Raw genomic sequence first — 18,330 nt, 5'->3', positions numbered from 1 at the left:
CGTGGGGAATCCGGGCGGTCGGCTGCCCCCGCCCGGAGGCCGGCGCCGTCGCGCCGGCGACACCCAAGACGAGGAAACGCCGATGTCCGTCACCCCCGAGGTCGCCGCGCCCGCTCCGGCCGCGGCACCCGTCCCCCGCCGCGTGAACGGCGGGTCCGCGCTCGGCGCGCTGCTGCTGCGCGTGCACTTCTACGCCGGCCTGATGATCGCGCCGTTCCTGGTCGTCGCGGCCGTCACCGGCCTGCTGTTCGTCGCCACGCCGACGCTCGACCGGCTCCTCTACGCGCAGGAGCTGCTGGTCGACGACGCGAGCGGTGCCACCGTGCCGGTGTCGCAGCAGCTCGCCGCCGCCCGGGCCGCACACCCGGAGGGCACGATCACCGGGGTACGGGTGAAGGGCGGCGAGTGGACGACGCACGTCGACTTCGCGGTGCCGGAGCTGGCCGCGGCCGAGAAGGTGCACACCGTCTACGTGGACCCGTACACCGGGGCGGTGACCGGGCAGCTGACCACCCAGTTCGGCTGGACGCCGCCGCAGGCCTGGCTGGACGTGCTGCATCGGGACCTGCACCTGGGCGCGGCCGGCAATCTCTACTCGGAGCTGGCCGCGAGCTGGCTGTGGGTGATCGCGCTCGGTGGGATCGTGCTCTGGTGGCGGCGCCGCCGTACCGTGCGCGGGCTCCTCGCTCCGGAACTGTCCGCCCGGCGGGGCGTGCGCCGGACCCGGGGCTGGCACGGCGCGGTCGGTGCGTGGCTGCTGGTCGGCCTGCTCGGCCTGTCCGCGACCGGGCTGACCTGGTCGAACTACGCCGGCGCGCACTTCGGGCTGCTGATCGACCAGATCCGCGGCGGCACGCCGTCCGTCTCGACCGCGCTCACCGGCGCGCCGGGCGCCGCGGCCGGCGGCCACCACGGCGGCGGCACCGCCCCGGCCACCGGCGCGGACCCGGCGGGCATCGACACCGCGCTCACGGTCGCCCGCGACAACGGTCTGGACGGGCCGGTCTCGATCGTGCCACCGGCCGACGCGAACACGGCGTGGAAGGTCAGCCAGACCGACACGCAGGTCCCGGAGCGGCTGGACAGCGTGGCCGTGGACACCACCACCGGCACGGTCACCGACCGGGTGGACTTCGCCGACTGGCCGTTCACCGCGAAGCTCACGAACTGGGGCATCAACGCCCACATGGGGCTGCTGTTCGGCGCGGTCAACCAGATCGTGCTGGCCGCGCTCGCGATCGGTCTGCTCTGCGTCATCGTCTGGGGCTACCGCATGTGGTGGCAGCGCCGGCCGACGCGCGACGGCCGGCGCGCCCTCGTCGGCGCCGCCCCGGCCCGGGTGGACTGGCGCGCGGTCCCGGCCCGGGCGGTGGTGGCCGGCATCCTGGCCGTGTTCGCGGTCGGCTGGGCACTGCCGCTGTTCGGCATCCCGCTCGCGGCGTTCGTCGTCATCGACGCGATCGTGGCCACGGTCCGTGACCGGCGCGGTGACCGGCGCGGCGCGCGACCGGAGACGCCGGTGTCACCGGCGCCGGCGGGCGGCTGACCGGAGACGCCGTGACCGCGGCCGGTGCGACCGCCGGCCCCGGTCGCCGCCCGCACCGGGACGTCAGGCCGGTCGCGGCGCGGTGTCGTGGTCGCGCAGGTGGTCCAGCTCGGCGAGGTACATCGCGCGCATCCGGTCGTAGTGCCGGACCAGCAGCGCGATGTCCTCGGCGCGGTAGCCCTCGACGAGCCGCTCCGCCCGCGCGGCGAAGCGCTCGTACGGCCGGTCCAGCTCGGCGGCCCGCTCCGGGCGCAGGGCGACTATCACCCGCCGCCGGTCGGCCGGATCGCGCTCGGCCGTCACGTAGCCGGCCTGCTGGAGGCGGCGGAGCATGCTGGTCACCGCGCCGGTGGTGAGGTTGGTCCGCTCGGCGACCTGCCCGGCGGTGGCGGGCCCGGCGTCGGCCAGGAAGTCCAGGCACTCCAGGTCGCTGACGGTGAGGCCGAGCCGCTCCGCGACGGCGTAGCGGAACACCATGGACAGCCGGGCGGCCTCCCGGCCGGCGCGCATCAGGTCGGCGATCGCGGCGGCACGCTCGTCGGGCATGCCCGCAATCATGCCTCCGGTACGGTGACCGGGTGCAGCCGAGGTAGCAGGCGGGTCAGCACCCAGTGCGGTGCGGCCGCGCCCCCGGTGAGGCGGCGCATCAGGCCGGCCGCGGTGTCGACGGCACGGAACGCGTACGGTGCCATCTCGTCCTGGTAGCCGGCGATCGCCTCCTCCACCGACATCGCGCCGGCTCGCGCCTCGACCAGCCGCCGGCCGAGCAGGGCGGCGTCGCGGAGCGCGGTGTTGCCGCCGTGCGCGCCGAACGGCGGCATGACGTGCACGGCGTCGCCCATCATCGTCGCCCGGGGCACCGCCCACCGTCGCGGGCGCCGGCCGGTGGCGAACAGGTTGAGCACGGTGGAGTCCAGCTCGGCCGTGTCGACCAGCCGCCGGATCAGCGGGTGGAAGTCCGTGCTCCACCGGGCCGCCAGGTCACGCAGCGCCAGCAGGTCGCCGCGGACGCCGGCCGGCACCTCGTCGCGCCGCAACAGCAGGCCCCACATGACGTAGTCGTCGCCGGTCGGCGCGTAGCCGCCCGGGGCCAGGCGGGCGAAGGCCTCGCGCGGGTTCTCGCCGAACCGCATGGAGGTGAAGAAGAACGCGCGGCCGGGCCGGTCGGCGAGGGCCAGGACCCCGCTGGTGCGCAGCGCGTCCGGGATGACGCTCACGCCGTCACGCCACAGCGGTGACCGGCCGTAGACGCCGGCCATCGGGGTGCTCTCCGGTTCCGCGTCCGGCATCAGCCGCGCGCGCAGCGCCGAGCCGACGCCGTCCGCGCCCACCACGACGGTCGCCGGGACGGACCCGCCGTCGGTGAACCGCAGCCGCAGACCGGCCGGGCCGGCGTCGTCCACCGCGACCGCGGACCTGCCGTAGTGGACGCGCCCGTCCAGCCCGGACAGCAGGATCGACCGCAGCGTCAGCCGGTCGACCTGGCGGGTCGCGTGCGGCTCGTCCTTGAACGTGATGGTGAACGCGTCCCGCAGCCGGCTGTCGGTGAAGCGCAGGTGGCCGCCGGGCTCGTCGCCGGTGGCCAGCGCCAGCCGGTACAGCGGGCGGGGCAGGCTCTCGCGCAGCGCGGCCAGCCCGTACCGGTCGAGGATGATCCGGTAGCCCTGCCGCCGGACGAAGGGGCCCGGGTCCCGCTCGTAGACGTGCACGTCGATGCCGGCGCGCATCAGGTACTGGGCGAGACAGAGGCCGGAGAGGCCGGCACCGGAGATCGCCACCGAGAAGTCGGTCGATATGCCCATGCGGTTATCTTAATGACTAAGATGTTTTCGGCAAGGCCGCCGGCATGCCACGCCGTCGGCGACCGGGCTCCGTCACCGGGCCGAACGGCCCTGCCCGGCACCCGCCGGACCCGGCACACTGCACCCGGCGAAGGAGGCGCACATGCGTCGATGGGTGACGGACCGGCTGTACGCGGCGAAGCGCCGGATGTACCCGCACGACCGGCCGGGGCGGCTCGCCCGGTGGCTGAACCGCCTGGACGCGGCCCAGTACGGCGCCGGCCTGCTGTCGCCCCGCCGGGCGGTGACGCTGGAGGTGACCGGGCGGCGCACCGGCCGGCCGATCTCGGTGCCGGTCGTGGTCGCGACGCTCGGCGAGGAGCGGTACCTGGTCTCGATGCTGGGCGAGCGGGCCAACTGGGTGCACAACGTCCGCGCGAGCGGCGGCCGGGCCGTGCTGCGCCGCGGCCGGCGCGAGCCCGTGCTGCTGACCGAGGTCCCGGCCGCCGAGCGCCCGCCGATCCTGCGCCGCTACCTGCGGCTGGCACCCGGGGCGCGACCGCACCTGCCGGTCTCGGCCACGGCGTCCGACGCGGAGCTTCGTACCGTCGCGACGGCCTTTCCGGTCTTTCGCGTCCGGCCCGATCCGGCGGCGCGCGATTGACACCCGGCGACGCGGAGGGCTCCGTGGAGCCCTCCGCGAGCGGGGACGAACCGACGTGGGTACGGCCTCAGCACCGCGTCCAGCTGAAGTTGAACAGGGTGTCGACGTCGCCCTCGCTCGAGTTCATCGACATGCTGCTGGTGCCGGCCGATCCGCCGGCGTCCACGCGCAGCTCGGTGTTGATGTTCAGGACGCGCTGCGCCGTGCAGGGCGTGTAGATCAGCACCGGGGCCACGTCCCTCGTCGACCAGTAGCCGCCGAGCGGGCCGGTGAAGGTCTGCTCGGTGCCGCTGTTCTCGGACGACCCCTGCCAGTAGTAGTTCGTGCGCTGCAGACCCGTCGCGCCGGGGTGGAGCCGGGCCCGGCCGCGGTACTCCGCCTCGGCGATCGCGAAGGTCCACCCCGCCGGCACCGTGATCAGGACGCCGATCTGGCAGTTCTTGCGACGCTCCGCCACGGCGGCGCCGCCACCCGCGTAGGCCACGAAGTCGTAGTACCTGATCCGGAAACCGGACTTGTCGGACTTGGTGATCACCGAGGCGGAGCCGGGCGGGCAGCCGGAGCCACTGGCGGCCAGCACCTCGACCGTGACGTTTCCGTCCGGGACCGCGTCCGCGGTCGCGTCGTCCGCGTGCGCCGGTGCGGACAGCGGCAGGGCCAGAACCGTACCGAGTGTTGCGGCGAGAACCGCGTATCTCGCGCCGGCGGGGTTTCTTCTCATTGCATTCCTTCCCGTTATGGTTACAAAATCAACCGGTGCCTCGCGGATGCCTCATCGCCAATCCGGCCCCCTCGCGCCGCCCCGTCAAGATTCATATGATGGGGAACGTCACCGCTCCGGCCGGTTGCCGCTAGAGAATGTATGCCGGACGGCACCCTCGGCACAAGCATTGGCGATAATCGATGTTGACGAAAGCCATGAAATCGATCCATATCGCAGTCCCAAGTGCGATAAACGGTCGTTTGCGCCCTTTTGGAAGCGACCGGCGGCACCCCTTGCCGATACCTTACGAGGTGATTGGTATACCAATTAACCCGCCTTTTGGTATACCAATTCGCCCCACGTCGGCGTCGCCATCCATTTACTGCACAATGCGACCAGAGTTCAAACATTGACGTGCATCTATGTCGCCTTTACCGTTGTCCCGGCGCGCGCACTGTCGTTCACAACGGAGGGAGTTCCATGCGTAAACTGCTGCAAGCCGGAACCGTACTGGCGCTGATCGCCGCCTCGCTGATCGCGGGCTCACCCGCGTCCGCCGGAAACATCCTGGACGATCCGCCCACCGACCACATCGTCATCGATCTCGTGGCGATGGCCGGTTCCGGCTGCCGGCCCGGCTCGGCGGCCGTCGCCGTCTCACCGGACAACACCGCCTTCACCGCGATCTACAGCGACTACCTGGCTCAGGCGGGCCCGGGCATCGCCACCACCGAGGGCCGCAAGAACTGCCAGCTCAACGTGCTGGTGCACGTACCTCAGGGCTTCACCTTCGCGATCACCAAGGTCGACTACCGCGGATACGGGCTGCTCCAGACCGGGGCCGTCGCCTCCCAGCGGGCCAACTACTACTTCCAGGGCATGACCCAGAGCACCTACATCAACCACGCCATCGCGGCGCCGCTCGACGACAACTGGATCGCCAGCGACGAGGTCCCGATCGCCGCGGTCGTCTGGCACCCCTGCGGTGAACTGCGCAACCTCAACATCAACACCGAGCTGAGGGTCTCGAAGGGCACCTCGACGGCGGCGAGCTTCGTCACCATGGACTCCACCGACGGCAGCATCTCCACCACCTACCACTTCGCATGGCAGCGCTGCCGGTAACGCGATCGACACGACAGAGGCGAGGGTCACCGGCCACCCGGCGGCCCTCGCCACCGCGCGTCACCGGATCAGGCGAGCACCGTGCCGCCGGTGACCCGGCCGGCGGCGGCACGCCCGGCGAAGGCCGGACGGACGCCGACCGCCGCCGCCGGAACCCACGATGACCGGATCAGCCCCGGTGGCCCGCCGGTGATCACGCCGACCGCCGCCGGCCGCACCTGAGCCGGGACGCAGACGTCGGCCACACGGCCGACCTGCCACGGTGCGCACGGGCGCCACGTCGGCCGGAGCACCGGCCCCGCGTCGACGGCGCGCACGTCCGGCACCGACTCCGCGACGTCGCGCCCTCCGCCGGGCCGGGATCCCACCGCACCGCTGGTGCCTCCGCCCTCGCTCCGCGGCGTTCTGCGCGACGCACTCCACACCGTCGCGACCGGCGCGGCCGCCGTTTCCGCAACGGGACCGTTTCCGCAGCGGGGCAGTGCGGTCGGGCCGGTCGGGAGTTACGCGTACGCCCGCATTCGATCATTCCGGGCCGCGGCGGGACCGGCCGCCGCCCACGCCGGAGGGAGGCCCTCGCCGCGAACGCACCGGAAGATGTGCGAAAGTCGGCTGGCCGGGTATGACACCACCGGCCAGAACAGGGGGTAACCGGTGACCGGCGATCTCTTCGCCTCGGGCGGCGAGACCGGGCGGCTGATGGCTGCCCTCGACTGGGCGCGCACCGACCTCGGTCCGGTGTCCGGCTGGCCGCAGAGCCTGCGCGCGGCGGTGCGGATCGTGCTGTCCTCGCGGTACCCGATGCTGCTGCTCTGGGGCCCGGACTTCACCCAGCTCTACAACGACGCCTACTCCGCGCTGATCGGCGACCGGCACCCGGCCGCGCTCGGCCTGGACGTGCGGATCACCCTCGCCGAGGGCTGGGACGTGCTGGCGCCGCTGATCAGCGACGCGATGGCCACCGGCGTCGCCAGCTGGGTCCCGGCGCTGCAACTGCTGCTCAACCGGTCCGGCTACCGCGAGGAGGCGTACTTCAGCGTCTCGCACGCGCCGGCCCGCGACGACGACGGCGTCACGGTCGGCGTGCTGACGGTGTGCAGCGAGGTCACCGAACAGGTCGTCGGCGAACGCCGGCTCCGCCTGCTGCGCGAGCTCTCGGTGCCGGCCGGCGCCGCCCTCGACGACGTCGCACGGACCTGCGCCGGCCTCTGCGACGTGATCGGCGAGCACCCGCTCGACGTGCCGTTCGCCGCCGTCTACCTGCGCGAGGGCGAGATCCTGCGCCGGGTCGCGACGACCGGTGCCGCCGCCCGGTCACTGCCGGCCGAGATCCACCAACAAGATCATTGGGGGGTACGGGCGGCAGCCTCGACCGGCACGGTCCAGGTGACCGAGGTCGGCGACCGGATCACCGTCCCCGCCGGGCCGTGGGGCGACCCGGTGCAGGTCACGTTGGCGCAGCCGCTGCCGTCGGCCGGGCCCGGCGAGCCGGTCGGCGTGCTGCTCGCCGGCGTCAGCCCCAGCCGCGCGCTCGACGACACGTACCGGTCGTTCTACGCGCTGCTCGGACAGCAGGTCGCGGTCGCGGTCCGCACGGCGCGCGCCTACCAGGAGGAACGCGCCCGGGCCGCCGCGCTGGCCGAGCTGGACCGGGCCAAGACCGACTTCTTCACCAACGTCAGCCACGAGTTCCGTACCCCGCTGACGTTGATGCTCGGGCCGCTGGCCGACGCGCTCGGCGACGACACCGCGCCGCTCAGCCCGGTCCAGCGCGACCGCGTCGACACCGCGTGGCGCAACGCCGGCCGGATGCTCTCCCTGGTCAACGACCTGCTGACCTTCTCCAGCGTGGAGGCCGGGCGCGCCCGCACCACCCCGGCCGGGGTCGACCTGCCCGCCGTCACCCGCGAGCTCGCCGCCGTCTTCCGCGCGGCGATCGAACGCGCCGGCCTGCGGCTCGTGGTCGACTGCCCACCGCTGCCCCGGCCGGTCGCGGTCGACCCGGAGCACTGGGAACGGATCGTCACCAACCTGCTCTCCAACGCCCTCAAGTTCACCTTCGTCGGCGAGATACGGGTGGCGCTGCACGCCGGCACCGACGCGGTCCACCTCACGGTCAGCGACACCGGCATCGGCGTCGACCCGGCCGAGATCCCGCACCTGTTCGACCGCTTCCACCGGGTGCGCGGGGCCCGGTCCCGCAGCCACGAGGGCACCGGCATCGGTCTCGCCCTGGTGCGCGAGCTGACCCGCCTGCAGGGCGGCGACGTCGCCGTGGACAGCGCCCCCGGCAAGGGCACCACGTTCACCGTGACACTGCCGTGGGCGGCCGTCGACGCGACGGACGTCCCCCGGACGGCGGACCCGCAACCGCTGGCGACGGCACGGGCCGCGGTCCGGGAGGCCACCGGCTGGCTCGACGACCACGACACCCGGTCCGCGCCGGGCCGGAACGACGCTGCCGCTGCCGGCGGTGCCGCTGCCGGCGGTGCGGGCGCCGCCGCGACAGCCGCGACAGCCGCGACAGCCGCGACAGCCGCGACAGCCGCGACAGCCGCGACCGTCGGTGGGCCTCCCGTGCACATCCTCGTGGCGGACGACAACGCCGACATGCGGGCTTACCTGACCCGGCTGCTGACCGCACAGGGCTGGTCCGTGCGGACCGCCGGCGACGGTGAGGCCGCGCTGCGGTCGATCCGGGACGACCGGCCCGACCTGCTGATCACCGACGTGATGATGCCCCGCGCCGACGGTTTCGCGCTGGTCCGGGCGCTGCGCCGGGACGAGACCACCCAGCGCCTGCCGATCCTGATGCTGTCGGCCCGCGCCGGCGACGAGTCCGGGGTCGAGGGCCTCGAGGCGGGCGCGGACGACTACATCGTCAAGCCGTTCACCGCGGCCGACCTGATCGCCCGGGTCCGCAACAGCCTCCGCCTGGCCCGCCTCGCGGCGGCCACCGGACCGCGTCCCGACTCCCCGGCCGGGCCGCCCCCGGCGACGCCCCGCACCGAGACCGCCGGACTCGCCGCGGCGACCGGTGCCGCTGAGATCACCGGTTCCGCCGGATCGACGGGCTCCGAACCCGGCGGTCCCACCGGGGCCACCGGCGCGGGGGCCACCGGCGCGGGGGCCACCGGTCCTGAGGCCGCCGGGACCGCTGGAGCCGCCGGGACCGCTGGAGCCGCCGGGACCGCGAACGGCAACGGTCCGGAGGCTGCCGGTTTCGCCGAAGCCGCCGGTTCCCAGCCCGCCGGTACCACCGAAGCCGCCGCGACCACGGCCGCCGGCCTCGCCGACGTGACCGGGCGCGGGTCGGCCGTCGCGATACCGGTCCAGGCCACGTCCGCGCCGGACGACCGGGCCGCCGTGCCGGTCGGTGACCTGCCGGACGCCGACGTCGTCTGGACGTATCCGCTGGCGCCGGGTGCCGCCGCCGCGGTCCGCAACGACCTGCGCACGGTCCTGCCCGAGGACACCATCGGCCCGGACCTGCTCTACGACCTGCAGATCGCCACGACCGAGGCGGTCAACAACGCCGTCGAGCACGCCCAGCAGCCCACCCGGCCGCACGTCGAGGTGCGCCTCCGCGCCCGCAACGGCCTGATCCGGATCGAGGTCCAGGACTTCGGCACGTGGCGGGCCCGCCCACCGGCCCGGGACCGGGGCCGCGGCGCGGTCCTGATGAACGCCTTCGGCGACGTCCGGGTCACCCCCTCCCCCACCGGCACGCTGGTCACCATCGAGCGCCGCTGGACGACCTGAGCCGCGCGGCACGGCCGGTCTCCCCGGATCGACGTCCTCGACCGCCGCGGATCAGCCGTGCGGGTGTGCCACGACGACCGGGCACGCGGCGTGGTGCAGCACGCGCAGCGTCACCGAGCCGAGCAGTGCGCCGGCCGGACCGGGCCGGCCGCCGACCACCAGCAGTTCCGCCTGCTCGGACGCGCCGGTCAGCACGGTCCGGACGTCCCCGGCGGTCACCTGGGCCTCGACCGGCACACCGGGGAACTTCTCCCGCCACGGCGCGAGCGCCGACTCCAGTGCCGCGAGTTCGTCGCGCCGGGTACGTTCCGGGTCGAAGATCAGCGGGGGTACGGTCGTGCCGCGCATCGTGCCCGGTTCGGTGTACGCGTGGATGACGCGCAGTGCGGCGCGGCGCTCGGCGGCCAGGCCGAACGCGGTCGCCAGCGTGTCCGCGGCGGCCGGCCCATGATCCACGCCAACCGTGACGGGCCCGGCGCGCATGTCCGCCTCACCACGGACGACCGTGACCGGGCACGGCGCGTGGACGGCGGCCTGCTGGCCGACGGAGCCGAGCAGCAGGCTGGCGAAGCCGCCCCGGCCCCGGCTGCCGACAACCAGCATGACGGCCTGCCGCGCGGCCGTGATCAGTGCCGCCGCCGGCCCGCCGACCGCGGCTTCGCAGCGGGTGGCGACGCCCGGCGCGATGCCGTGCGCGGTCAGGCGGGCGTCGGCCAGGACGGTCTCGGCGGCCTCCTCGGCGAGTTGGCGTTGACTGATGCCGCCGGTGAAGCGGCCGCTGGTCCAGTTCCAGTCGACCGTGGTCAGAATGCGCAGCGGGCGTCCGGACAGTCGCGCCTCGCGGGCGGCCCAGCGCACCGCCCGGTCGCCGCCGGCCGAGCCGTCGGTCCCGACGATGATCTCCCTTGGTGCCATCGCTCCTCCTCCTGCTCCGGGCACGGACTCGGCACCCACCGCGGTCCGCCGGTGAGGACGTCGGCGCTGGGCGGCCACGGGTGGCGCTGTCGGCGGACCGGCCGTGGTGGCGCCACCGTGGTCGCGTCACCGCGGCGTGACCGTCGTGGCCACACCGATGACCACGAGCGGCGGGCCGCGGTACGGACACGGCTCCCGCCGACCGCACCGCGCGGCCCGTGCCTCGTCCCATGCGTCACCCGCAGCGTGCGCCGGCGCGGCGAACATCGAACAGGGCCGATGGTCCCGGTTATCTGACCACGGCGACGGCGCACGGGGCGTGGTGCAGTAGCTGCTGGCTGACGGAGCCCAGCAGCGCGCCGCTCAGCCCGCCGCGTCCCCGGGAGCCGACGACGATCAGTTGTGCGGAGCGGCCCGCCTCCAGCAGCGCTCGCGCCGGGCTGCCGGTCCGGACCGTGGTGGTCACCGCCACCTTCGGGTAGCGCTGCCGGTGTCCGCGGAGCGCGTCGTCGAGCCGGTGCCGGTCGTCCTCGGTGGGTTCGCCCAGGTCGGCGGCGGGCAACCAAGCGGTGGGTGCCGGGGTGCAGGCGCGCACGACGCGCAGCGGTACGCGTCGCGCCTCGGCCGTGATGAACGCGAAGTCCAGTACGGCCGGTGCGCCGGTGGACTCGTCGACGCCCGCGACGATCGGTGCGGTCGTGCCCGCGTGCGCGACGACGTCCCGCACCACGACGACCGGGCAGTGCGCGTGCGCGGACACCTGGATGGACACCGATCCCAGGACGAGATGGGTGAATGCGCTGTGGCCGTGCGCGCCGAGCACCAGCAGCTCGGCCCCGCGGGACTCGTCCACCAGCGCGGCACCGGCGCCGGCGTGGCGCACCGCCGTGCTGACGCAGACCGTGGGGTGGGTCTTGGCCGCCTCCCGCAGTGCCTCGTCGAGCAGCACCGTCGCGGCGCGTTCCATCTCCGCCTCCGGTGGCACGGCCGTGCCGGGCACGAACGGGGCGGCGGGCATCAGCCCGGCCCACTCGCGGGCGAAGCAGAGCCGAACGGCCGCGCCGGTCCGTTCCGCCTCGTCGAGTGCCCAGATCCTGGCGGCGTCGGCACCTGGTGAGCCGTCGTATCCGACGACGATGGTCCTGATGGTCATGACAGCACCTCACGATCCGCGGGCGGCGTTCGCCGGGCGGCGAGCGCTCGGCGGCGCCCGGACGAGTCCGCCGGGTCACCTCCGGCTGCCGGGCGTCACACCGTCAGGGTCGCCGCCCGGCGAGGGCATCGACAGGGACCAAGGTCCCGGTTGCGGCACGGTTCCGCGCCCCGGGATCGATCACACCGGGACGGCCGGGCGAGGGCCGGCGCGCGGCCCTCGCCCGGTGTGTGTTCAGCGGCTGTCCGAGCCGCCGGCCGCACCGAGCACGACGGCACGGCCGGCCTCGAGGCGTGCGATCGGCACCCGGTACGGCGAGCAGGACACGTAGTCGAGGCCGGCGTCGTGGAAGAAGCGCACCGAGGACGGGTCGCCGCCGTGCTCGCCGCACACGCCGACGACCAGGTCCGGCCGGGTCCGGCGGCCCTCGTCGGCCGCGATCCGGATCAGCCGGCCGATGCCGCGCTCGTCGATCGTCTCGAACGGCGAGACCGGGAAGATGCCCAACTCCAGGTAGCGGCCGAAGAACGCGCCCTCCACGTCGTCGCGGGAGAAGCCCCAGCCCATCTGGGTGAGGTCGTTGGTGCCGAACGAGAAGAACCGGGCCTCCTCCGCGATCTCACCGGCCAGCAGCGCCGCGCGCGGCACCTCGATCATCGTGCCGACCGGGATCGCCGGCGCGCCCTCGACCCGGGCGATCACGGCCTCGGCCGCACGGCGTACGGCGGCGAGTTCGCGCACGTCACCGACGAGCGGGACCATGATCTCCGGGCGTGGGTCGCCACCCGCGCGACGGCAGGCCGCGGCCGCGGCCGCGATCGCCTCGACCTGCATGTCGTACAGGCCGGGCACGACCAGGCCGAGCCGGACGCCGCGCAGCCCGAGCATCGGGTTCTGTTCGTGCAGCCGGCGTACCGCGGTCAGCAGCAGCGCGTCCCGGCCGGGGTCGGCGCCGAGCGCCTCGGCTCGCGCCACCCGGGCGGTGAGCTCGTCGAGCGCGGGCAGGAACTCGTGCAGCGGCGGGTCGAGCAGCCGGATGGTGACCGGGAGACCGTCCATCGCGGCGAGGATCCCGGCGAAGTCGGCGCGTTGCAGCGGCAGCAGCGCCGCGAGCGCGGCCTCGCGTTCGGTGTCGTCGTCGCCGGCCAGGATCAACCGCTCGATCAGCGGGCGGCGCTCGCCGAGGAACATGTGCTCGGTGCGGCACAGTCCGATGCCGGTGGCGCGCAGCCGGCGAGCCAGCGCCGCGTCCTCGGGTGTGTCCGCGTTCGCGTACACGCCCAGGCGGGCGACCCGGCCGGCGTGGTCGAGCAGCCGGTCGACCGCGGCGACGACCGGGTCGTCGCTTCGTGCGGTGCCGTCGCCCAGGTGGCGCATCAGCGCGGACGGCCGGACCGGAACCGCCCCGGGGTAGATCTTCCCGGTCGTACCGTCGACGGAGATGACGTCGCCGGCGTGCAGGACCGTGCCGTGCACGGTCAGGGTGCCGGCGGCCGGGTCGATGTCCAGTTCCTCGGCGCCGCACACGCAGGGCCGACCCATGCCGCGGGCGACCACGGCCGCGTGCGAGGTCTTGCCGCCCCGGCCGGTGAGGATGCCGACGGCGGCGATCATGCCGGGCAGGTCGTCCGGGTTGGTCTCCCGGCGTACCAGGATCACCGGTTCCCGCGCGGCGGCGGCCGCCGCGGAGTCGAAGACGATCGCGCCGACGGCCGCGCCCGGGGACGCGGCGACGCCGGTGGTCAGCGCGCGGGGCGTGGCGGCCGGGTCGAACGCGGGGAACATCAGGTGCGCCAGCTGCGGTCCGGAGACGCGGCGCAGTGCCTCGTCGAGGTCGATGAGCCCCTCGTCGACCAGTTGCGCGGCGATCACGAACGCGGCCTCGGGTGTGCGCTTGCCGACCCGGGTCTGCAGCATCCACAGCCGGCCGTGCTCGATCGTGAACTCGATGTCGCACAGGTCCCGGTAGTGCTCCTCGAGCGCGTCCATGTTGGCCAGCAGCTGCGCGTAGCAGGCGGGTTGAAGATCGGCCAGGGCCTGCAGCGGTACGGTGTTGCGCACCCCGGCGACGACGTCCTCGCCCTGCGCGTTCGGCAGGTAGTCGCCGTAGGCGCCGCGGCGTCCGGTGGCCGGGTCGCGGGTGAACGCCACGCCGGTGCCGGAGTCGGGCCCGCGGTTTCCGAAGACCATCGCCATCACGTTCACCGCGGTGCCCAGGTCGTCCGGGATGTGTTCCTGCCGGCGGTAGACCTGCGCGCGCTCCGAGTTCCACGACCGGAAGACCGCGAGCACGGCCAGGTGCACCTGCTCGTGCGGCGCCTGCGGGAAGTCCCGCCCGGTGTGCCGGTGGAAGATCTGCTTGTAGGCGGCGACCACGTCCCGCAGCGCGTCCGCGTCCAGTGACTCCTCCGGGCCGGCGGCGGAGAGGACCTCCTCGAACGCGGCCGCGGGGATGTCGAAGACGGTGTGCCCGAACATCTGGATCAGCCGCCGGTACGAGTCCCACGCGAACCGGGCGTCGCCGGCGACCCTCGCCAGTCCCTCGACGGTACGGTCGTTGAGCCCGATGTCGAGCACCGTGTCCATCATCCCGGGCATGGAGAAGCGGCCCCCGGACCGCACGGACAGCAGCAGTGGGTGGTCCGGGTCGCCCAGCCGCCGGTCCATCCGCGCCTCCACGCCACGGAGGTGGTCCTCCACCTGGCGCATGAGTTCCACCGGCACGGCGCCGGTCTTCAGGTAGGCGCGGCAGGCGTCGGTGGTGATGGTGAAGCCGGGCGGGACGGGCAGGCCGAGGCGGGTCATCTCGGCCAGGTTGGCGCCCTTGCCGCCGAGCAGGTCAGCGGCGTCCCGGCTGCCGTCGATGAAGTCGTGCACGTACGTGGACATGGTGCGCACCTCCGTGGTCTCAGTGGTCGACGTCGGGTGTGGCCGGTACGGGTTCGCGCACCACCGCGACCGGGCAGGGCGCGTGGTGCAGCAGATGCTGGCTGACCGAACCGAGCAGCATGCCGGTGAAGCCGCCGTGGCCGCGGGTGCCGACCACGACCAGCTGGGCGTGGCGGGCGGCGGCGAGCAGCACGCCGGCCGGGTTGCCGGCGACCACCTCGGCGGTGATCCGCGTGCTCGGGCAGTCGACGAGGTCCTTGTCGAGCGCGGCCGTCTCGGCCGCCTGGACCGCGGCCGCGTCGAAGCCGGACGGCTCCCACAGCGGTGACGGAGGCGTCCAGACCCGGACCGCGTGCAGCGGCACCCCGCGCGACACCGCGGCCCGCGCCGCGAACCGCAACGCGATCCGGCTGGCCGGCGAGCCGTCCAGCCCGACGGCGACGTGGCCGTGCGGATCCGCGTGCCGGCGCACCACGACGACCGGGCAGTGCGCGTGCGCGGACACCGAGACGCCGGTCGATCCGAGCAGCATGCCGGTGAAGCCACCGTGTCCGTGGCTGCCGAGCACCAGCAGGCGCGACGTGCGGGACAGGTCCTCCAGCACGCGTGCCGGCGCGCCCCGGCGCACCGTACGGGTGACCGGCACGGCGGGGTGCGAGTGCGCGGCCGCCTCGGTGACCCGGTCCAGGACGGCCGTCGCGACGTCCATGGCGGCCTGGTCCGGCCAGCCGACCGGGTACGGCACCGGCGCCGGCACCGCCGGCGTGTCCAGCACGAGCGCCAGGCGCAACGCCGCACCGGTGCGGGCGGCCTCGTCCAGGGCCCAGTGCAGCGCGGTGCGCGCGCCGGGCGAGTCGTCGAAGCCGAGCGTGAGGTGGTCCGTGCGACTCATCGTGGCCTCCCTCCCGGCCACCGGAGTGGTGTCCGTCGATACGACCGTCCGCCGTCCGGCGCGCCGCGGGCAGGGCCGAAGGTCCCACCGGCGGGTACCGATCGCCGCTGACCGGAACGCGCCGGCGCGACAAGGCTGGGAACCGGCACCGATTGACGATGTGGAGTGATTCCGGATGACGACCGACGCGGTCATCGACGTCCTGGTCGCGCACGGGCTGAAGGCCCTGGCCGACTACGACGGTTTCACGCAGGAGCAGATCGACGAGATCGTGAAGAAGGCGTCCGTGGCCGCGCTGAGCCGGCACGCGGATCTGGCCCGGCGGGCGGTCGAGGAGACCGGGCGCGGCGTGTTCGAGGACAAGGCCGTGAAGAACATCTTCGCGTGCGAACACGTCACGAACCACATGGCCGGCGTCCGCACGGTCGGTGTGATCAACCGCGACGACGTCGCCGGGATCACCGAGATCGCGGAGCCGGTCGGCGTGGTCGCGGCGGTCACGCCGGTGACGAACCCGACGTCGACGACGATCTTCAAGGCGCTGTTGGCGCTGAAGACCCGCAACCCGGTCATCTTCGCGTTCCACCCCTCGGCACAGGAGTGCAGCGCCGAGGCGGCCCGGGTGGTGCGGGACGCGGCGGTCGCGGCGGGCGCGCCGGAGCACTGCGTACAGTGGATCTCCGAGCCGTCGGTCGCGGCGACGTCCGCGCTGATGAACCACGACGGCGTGTCGGTCATCCTGGCCACCGGCGGGAACGCGATGGTCAAGGCCGCCTACTCGGCCGGGAAGCCCGCGCTCGGCGTCGGCGCCGGCAACGTGCCCGCCTACATCGAGAGTTCCGCGGACCTCAAGCGGGCCGTCAACGACGTGGTGCTCTCGAAGAGCTTCGACAACGGCATGATCTGCGCGTCCGAGCAGGCCGTCATCGTCGACGAGCCGATCCTGGCGGCCGCGCTGGACGAGTTCCGCGCGCTGCACGCGCACATCGCGACGCCGGAACAGAAGACCGCGCTGGAGAAGCTGATGTTCGGCGTCGCCGCGGACGGCACGGACTGCGCCGGCGCGAAGCTCAACGCCTCGGTCGTCGGCAAGAGCCCGGCGTGGATCGCGGAGCAGGCCGGTTTCGAGGTGCCGCCGGACACGTCGATCATCATCGTGCCGGTCGACACGGTGGGGCCGGCCGAGCCGCTGACCCGGGAAAAGCTCTGCCCGGTGCTGGCGCTGCTCACCGCCCGCGACACCGAGGAGGGCATCCGGTTCGCCGAGCGGATGGTCGAGTTCCACGGCCTCGGGCACTCCGCGGTCATCCACACCGCGTCCGACGAGCTGGCCGAGGCGTACGGCCGCCGGGTCAAGGCGGTGCGGATCATCTGGAACGCGCCGGCGTCGCAGGGCGGCATCGGCGACATGTACAACGCGTTCCTGCCCTCGCTCACGCTCGGCTGCGGCAGCTACGGCCGCAACTCGGTCTCGCACAACGTCACGGCGGTGGATCTCATCAACATCAAGCGGGTCGGCCGGCGTACGAACAACCTGCAGTGGTTCAAGGTCCCGCCGAAGATCTACTTCGAGCCGAACGCGATCCGGTACCTCGCCGACATGCCGGACGTGCACCGGGTCACGGTCGTCACCGACCACACCATGACCAGGCTGGGGTACGTCGACCGCGTCATCTCGGTGCTGCACCGCCGCCCGGAGCGGGTGGCACTGCAGATCATCGACGACGTCGAGCCCGAGCCGAGCGTGGCCACGGTCGACCGGGGCGCGGACCTGATGCGCTCGTTCCGCCCGGACACGATCATCGCGCTCGGCGGCGGCTCCGCCATGGACGCGGCCAAGGTCATGTGGCTGCGTTACGAGCACCCGGAGGTCGTCTTCGCGGACATGCGGGAGAAGTTCTTCGACATCCGCAAGCGCGCCTTCAAGTTCCCCACGCTCGGCGACCTCGCGAAGCTCGTCTGCATCCCGACCACGTCCGGCACCGGCGCGGAGGTCACCCCGTTCGCTGTCATCACCGACACCGCGACCGGCAAGAAGTACCCCCTCGCCGACTACGCGCTCACCCCGAGCGTCGCGGTGGTCGACCCGGTGCTGGCCGCGGACCTGCCGGCCGTGGTCACCGCGGACAGCGGCTTCGACGCGCTCACCCACGCCATCGAGTCGTACGTGTCCGTCTACGCCAGCGACTTCACCGACGGTCTCGCGCTGCACGCGATCCGGCTCATCTTCGGTCACCTGTCCCGCGCGGTCCACGCCGGAGCGTCGGATCCGGTGGCCCGGGAGCGCATGCACAACGCCGGGACGATCGCGGGCATGGCGTTCGGCAGCGCGTTCCTCGGCATCGTGCACGCCATGTCGCACACGCTCGGCGCCACGTTCCACGTCGCGCACGGCCGCACCAACGCGATCCTGCTCCCGCACGTGATCCGCTACAACGGCAGCACGCCGACGAAGCTGACCGGCTGGCCGAAGTACGAGAGCTACCGCGCACCGGAGCGCTTCCAGCAGATCGCGCAGATGCTCGGGCTGCCCGCCGCCACCCCGGCCGAGGGCGTGGAGTCCCTCGCCGTCGCGATCGAACGGCTGCGCGACGAGGTCGGCATCCCCCGCTCGTTCCGGGCCGCCGGGGTGGACGAGCGGACGTTCCTGGAGTCGCTGCCGCAGCAGGCACTCAACGCCTACGAGGACCAGTGCGCGCCGGCCAACCCCCGCATGCCGATGCTCGACGACATGCAGGAGCTGATGCGCACCGCCTACTACGGCGACCGCACCACGGCCGCCGAGGACCGCGCACCGCGCCCGCGCAAGGCACGGACCGCCCGGACGGCGTCGTAACCTCCGATCCCGGTCGAGCGTTCCCGCGCGGCGGGCACGCTCGACCGGGCGCACCACCCCGACG

The 18,330-nt window shown here is 73.7% G+C and carries 13 protein-coding genes; 5 read left to right on the top strand and 8 right to left on the bottom strand.

Going from position 1 to position 18,330, the window contains the following annotated elements; all coding sequences use genetic code 11:
* Positions 1 to 82: 82 nt before the first annotated feature.
* Positions 83 to 1,546: a PepSY-associated TM helix domain-containing protein gene (locus tag J2S44_RS40010; RefSeq protein ID WP_310428383.1), complete on the top strand. Its 1,464-nt coding sequence runs from the start codon at positions 83 to 85 to the stop codon at positions 1,544 to 1,546.
* A 63-nt stretch (positions 1,547 to 1,609) separates the two neighbouring features.
* Here the strand turns inward: J2S44_RS40010 and J2S44_RS40005 are convergent, their stop codons facing one another.
* On the bottom strand, positions 1,610 to 2,092 hold the full coding sequence (locus J2S44_RS40005) for a MarR family winged helix-turn-helix transcriptional regulator (protein ID WP_310428381.1): 483 nt from the start codon (positions 2,090 to 2,092) through the stop codon (positions 1,610 to 1,612).
* 8 nt (positions 2,093 to 2,100) lie between these two features.
* Positions 2,101 to 3,348, bottom strand: coding sequence for an FAD-dependent oxidoreductase (locus J2S44_RS40000; RefSeq protein WP_310428379.1), 1,248 nt, complete (start codon positions 3,346 to 3,348; stop codon positions 2,101 to 2,103).
* A 142-nt stretch (positions 3,349 to 3,490) separates the two neighbouring features.
* Between J2S44_RS40000 and J2S44_RS39995 the strand changes: the two genes are divergently transcribed.
* On the top strand, positions 3,491 to 3,991 hold the full coding sequence (locus tag J2S44_RS39995; protein WP_310428376.1) for a nitroreductase family deazaflavin-dependent oxidoreductase: 501 nt from the start codon (positions 3,491 to 3,493) through the stop codon (positions 3,989 to 3,991).
* A 67-nt stretch (positions 3,992 to 4,058) separates the two neighbouring features.
* Here J2S44_RS39995 and J2S44_RS39990 read toward each other — a convergent pair whose 3' ends face one another.
* Positions 4,059 to 4,712 (bottom strand): DUF4360 domain-containing protein, encoded by a 654-nt coding sequence (locus J2S44_RS39990; RefSeq protein WP_310428374.1) that lies wholly within the window; start codon positions 4,710 to 4,712, stop codon positions 4,059 to 4,061.
* Positions 4,713 to 5,174: 462 nt separating this feature from the next.
* On the opposite strand from J2S44_RS39990, the gene J2S44_RS39985 reads away from it, so the two are divergent.
* Positions 5,175 to 5,819, top strand: coding sequence for a DUF4360 domain-containing protein (locus tag J2S44_RS39985; protein ID WP_310428371.1), 645 nt, complete (start codon positions 5,175 to 5,177; stop codon positions 5,817 to 5,819).
* 68 nt (positions 5,820 to 5,887) lie between these two features.
* Here the strand turns inward: J2S44_RS39985 and J2S44_RS39980 are convergent, their stop codons facing one another.
* Positions 5,888 to 6,064, bottom strand: coding sequence for a hypothetical protein (locus J2S44_RS39980; RefSeq protein WP_310428369.1), 177 nt, complete (start codon positions 6,062 to 6,064; stop codon positions 5,888 to 5,890).
* A gap of 409 nt (positions 6,065 to 6,473) precedes the next feature.
* Between J2S44_RS39980 and J2S44_RS39975 the strand changes: the two genes are divergently transcribed.
* Entirely contained in the window at positions 6,474 to 9,581 is a 3,108-nt protein-coding gene (locus J2S44_RS39975; protein ID WP_310428365.1) for an ATP-binding protein, read from the top strand.
* Between the two features lie 51 nt (positions 9,582 to 9,632).
* Here J2S44_RS39975 and J2S44_RS39970 read toward each other — a convergent pair whose 3' ends face one another.
* The 4 genes from J2S44_RS39970 to J2S44_RS39955 form a co-directional block, all read right to left on the bottom strand.
* A complete protein-coding gene (locus J2S44_RS39970; RefSeq protein ID WP_310428362.1) occupies positions 9,633 to 10,496 on the bottom strand; it encodes a universal stress protein in 864 nt (287 codons plus the stop codon).
* A 289-nt stretch (positions 10,497 to 10,785) separates the two neighbouring features.
* Complete coding sequence (locus J2S44_RS39965) at positions 10,786 to 11,649, bottom strand: universal stress protein (RefSeq protein WP_310428358.1); 864 nt, start codon at positions 11,647 to 11,649, stop codon at positions 10,786 to 10,788.
* Between the two features lie 234 nt (positions 11,650 to 11,883).
* Positions 11,884 to 14,538: a pyruvate, phosphate dikinase gene (gene ppdK, locus J2S44_RS39960; protein WP_310428356.1), complete on the bottom strand. Its 2,655-nt coding sequence runs from the start codon at positions 14,536 to 14,538 to the stop codon at positions 11,884 to 11,886.
* Between the two features lie 19 nt (positions 14,539 to 14,557).
* Positions 14,558 to 15,430: a universal stress protein gene (locus tag J2S44_RS39955; RefSeq protein ID WP_310428354.1), complete on the bottom strand. Its 873-nt coding sequence runs from the start codon at positions 15,428 to 15,430 to the stop codon at positions 14,558 to 14,560.
* 175 nt (positions 15,431 to 15,605) lie between these two features.
* On the opposite strand from J2S44_RS39955, the gene adhE reads away from it, so the two are divergent.
* Entirely contained in the window at positions 15,606 to 18,266 is a 2,661-nt protein-coding gene (gene adhE, locus J2S44_RS39950; protein WP_310428351.1) for a bifunctional acetaldehyde-CoA/alcohol dehydrogenase, read from the top strand.
* Positions 18,267 to 18,330 lie beyond the last annotated feature (64 nt).

The organism is Catenuloplanes niger, assembly GCF_031458255.1.
GTDB classification, from domain to species: domain Bacteria; phylum Actinomycetota; class Actinomycetes; order Mycobacteriales; family Micromonosporaceae; genus Catenuloplanes; species Catenuloplanes niger.
Note: the sequence above shows the minus strand (reverse complement) of the source record. Positions and strands in the feature narration are given on the sequence as shown.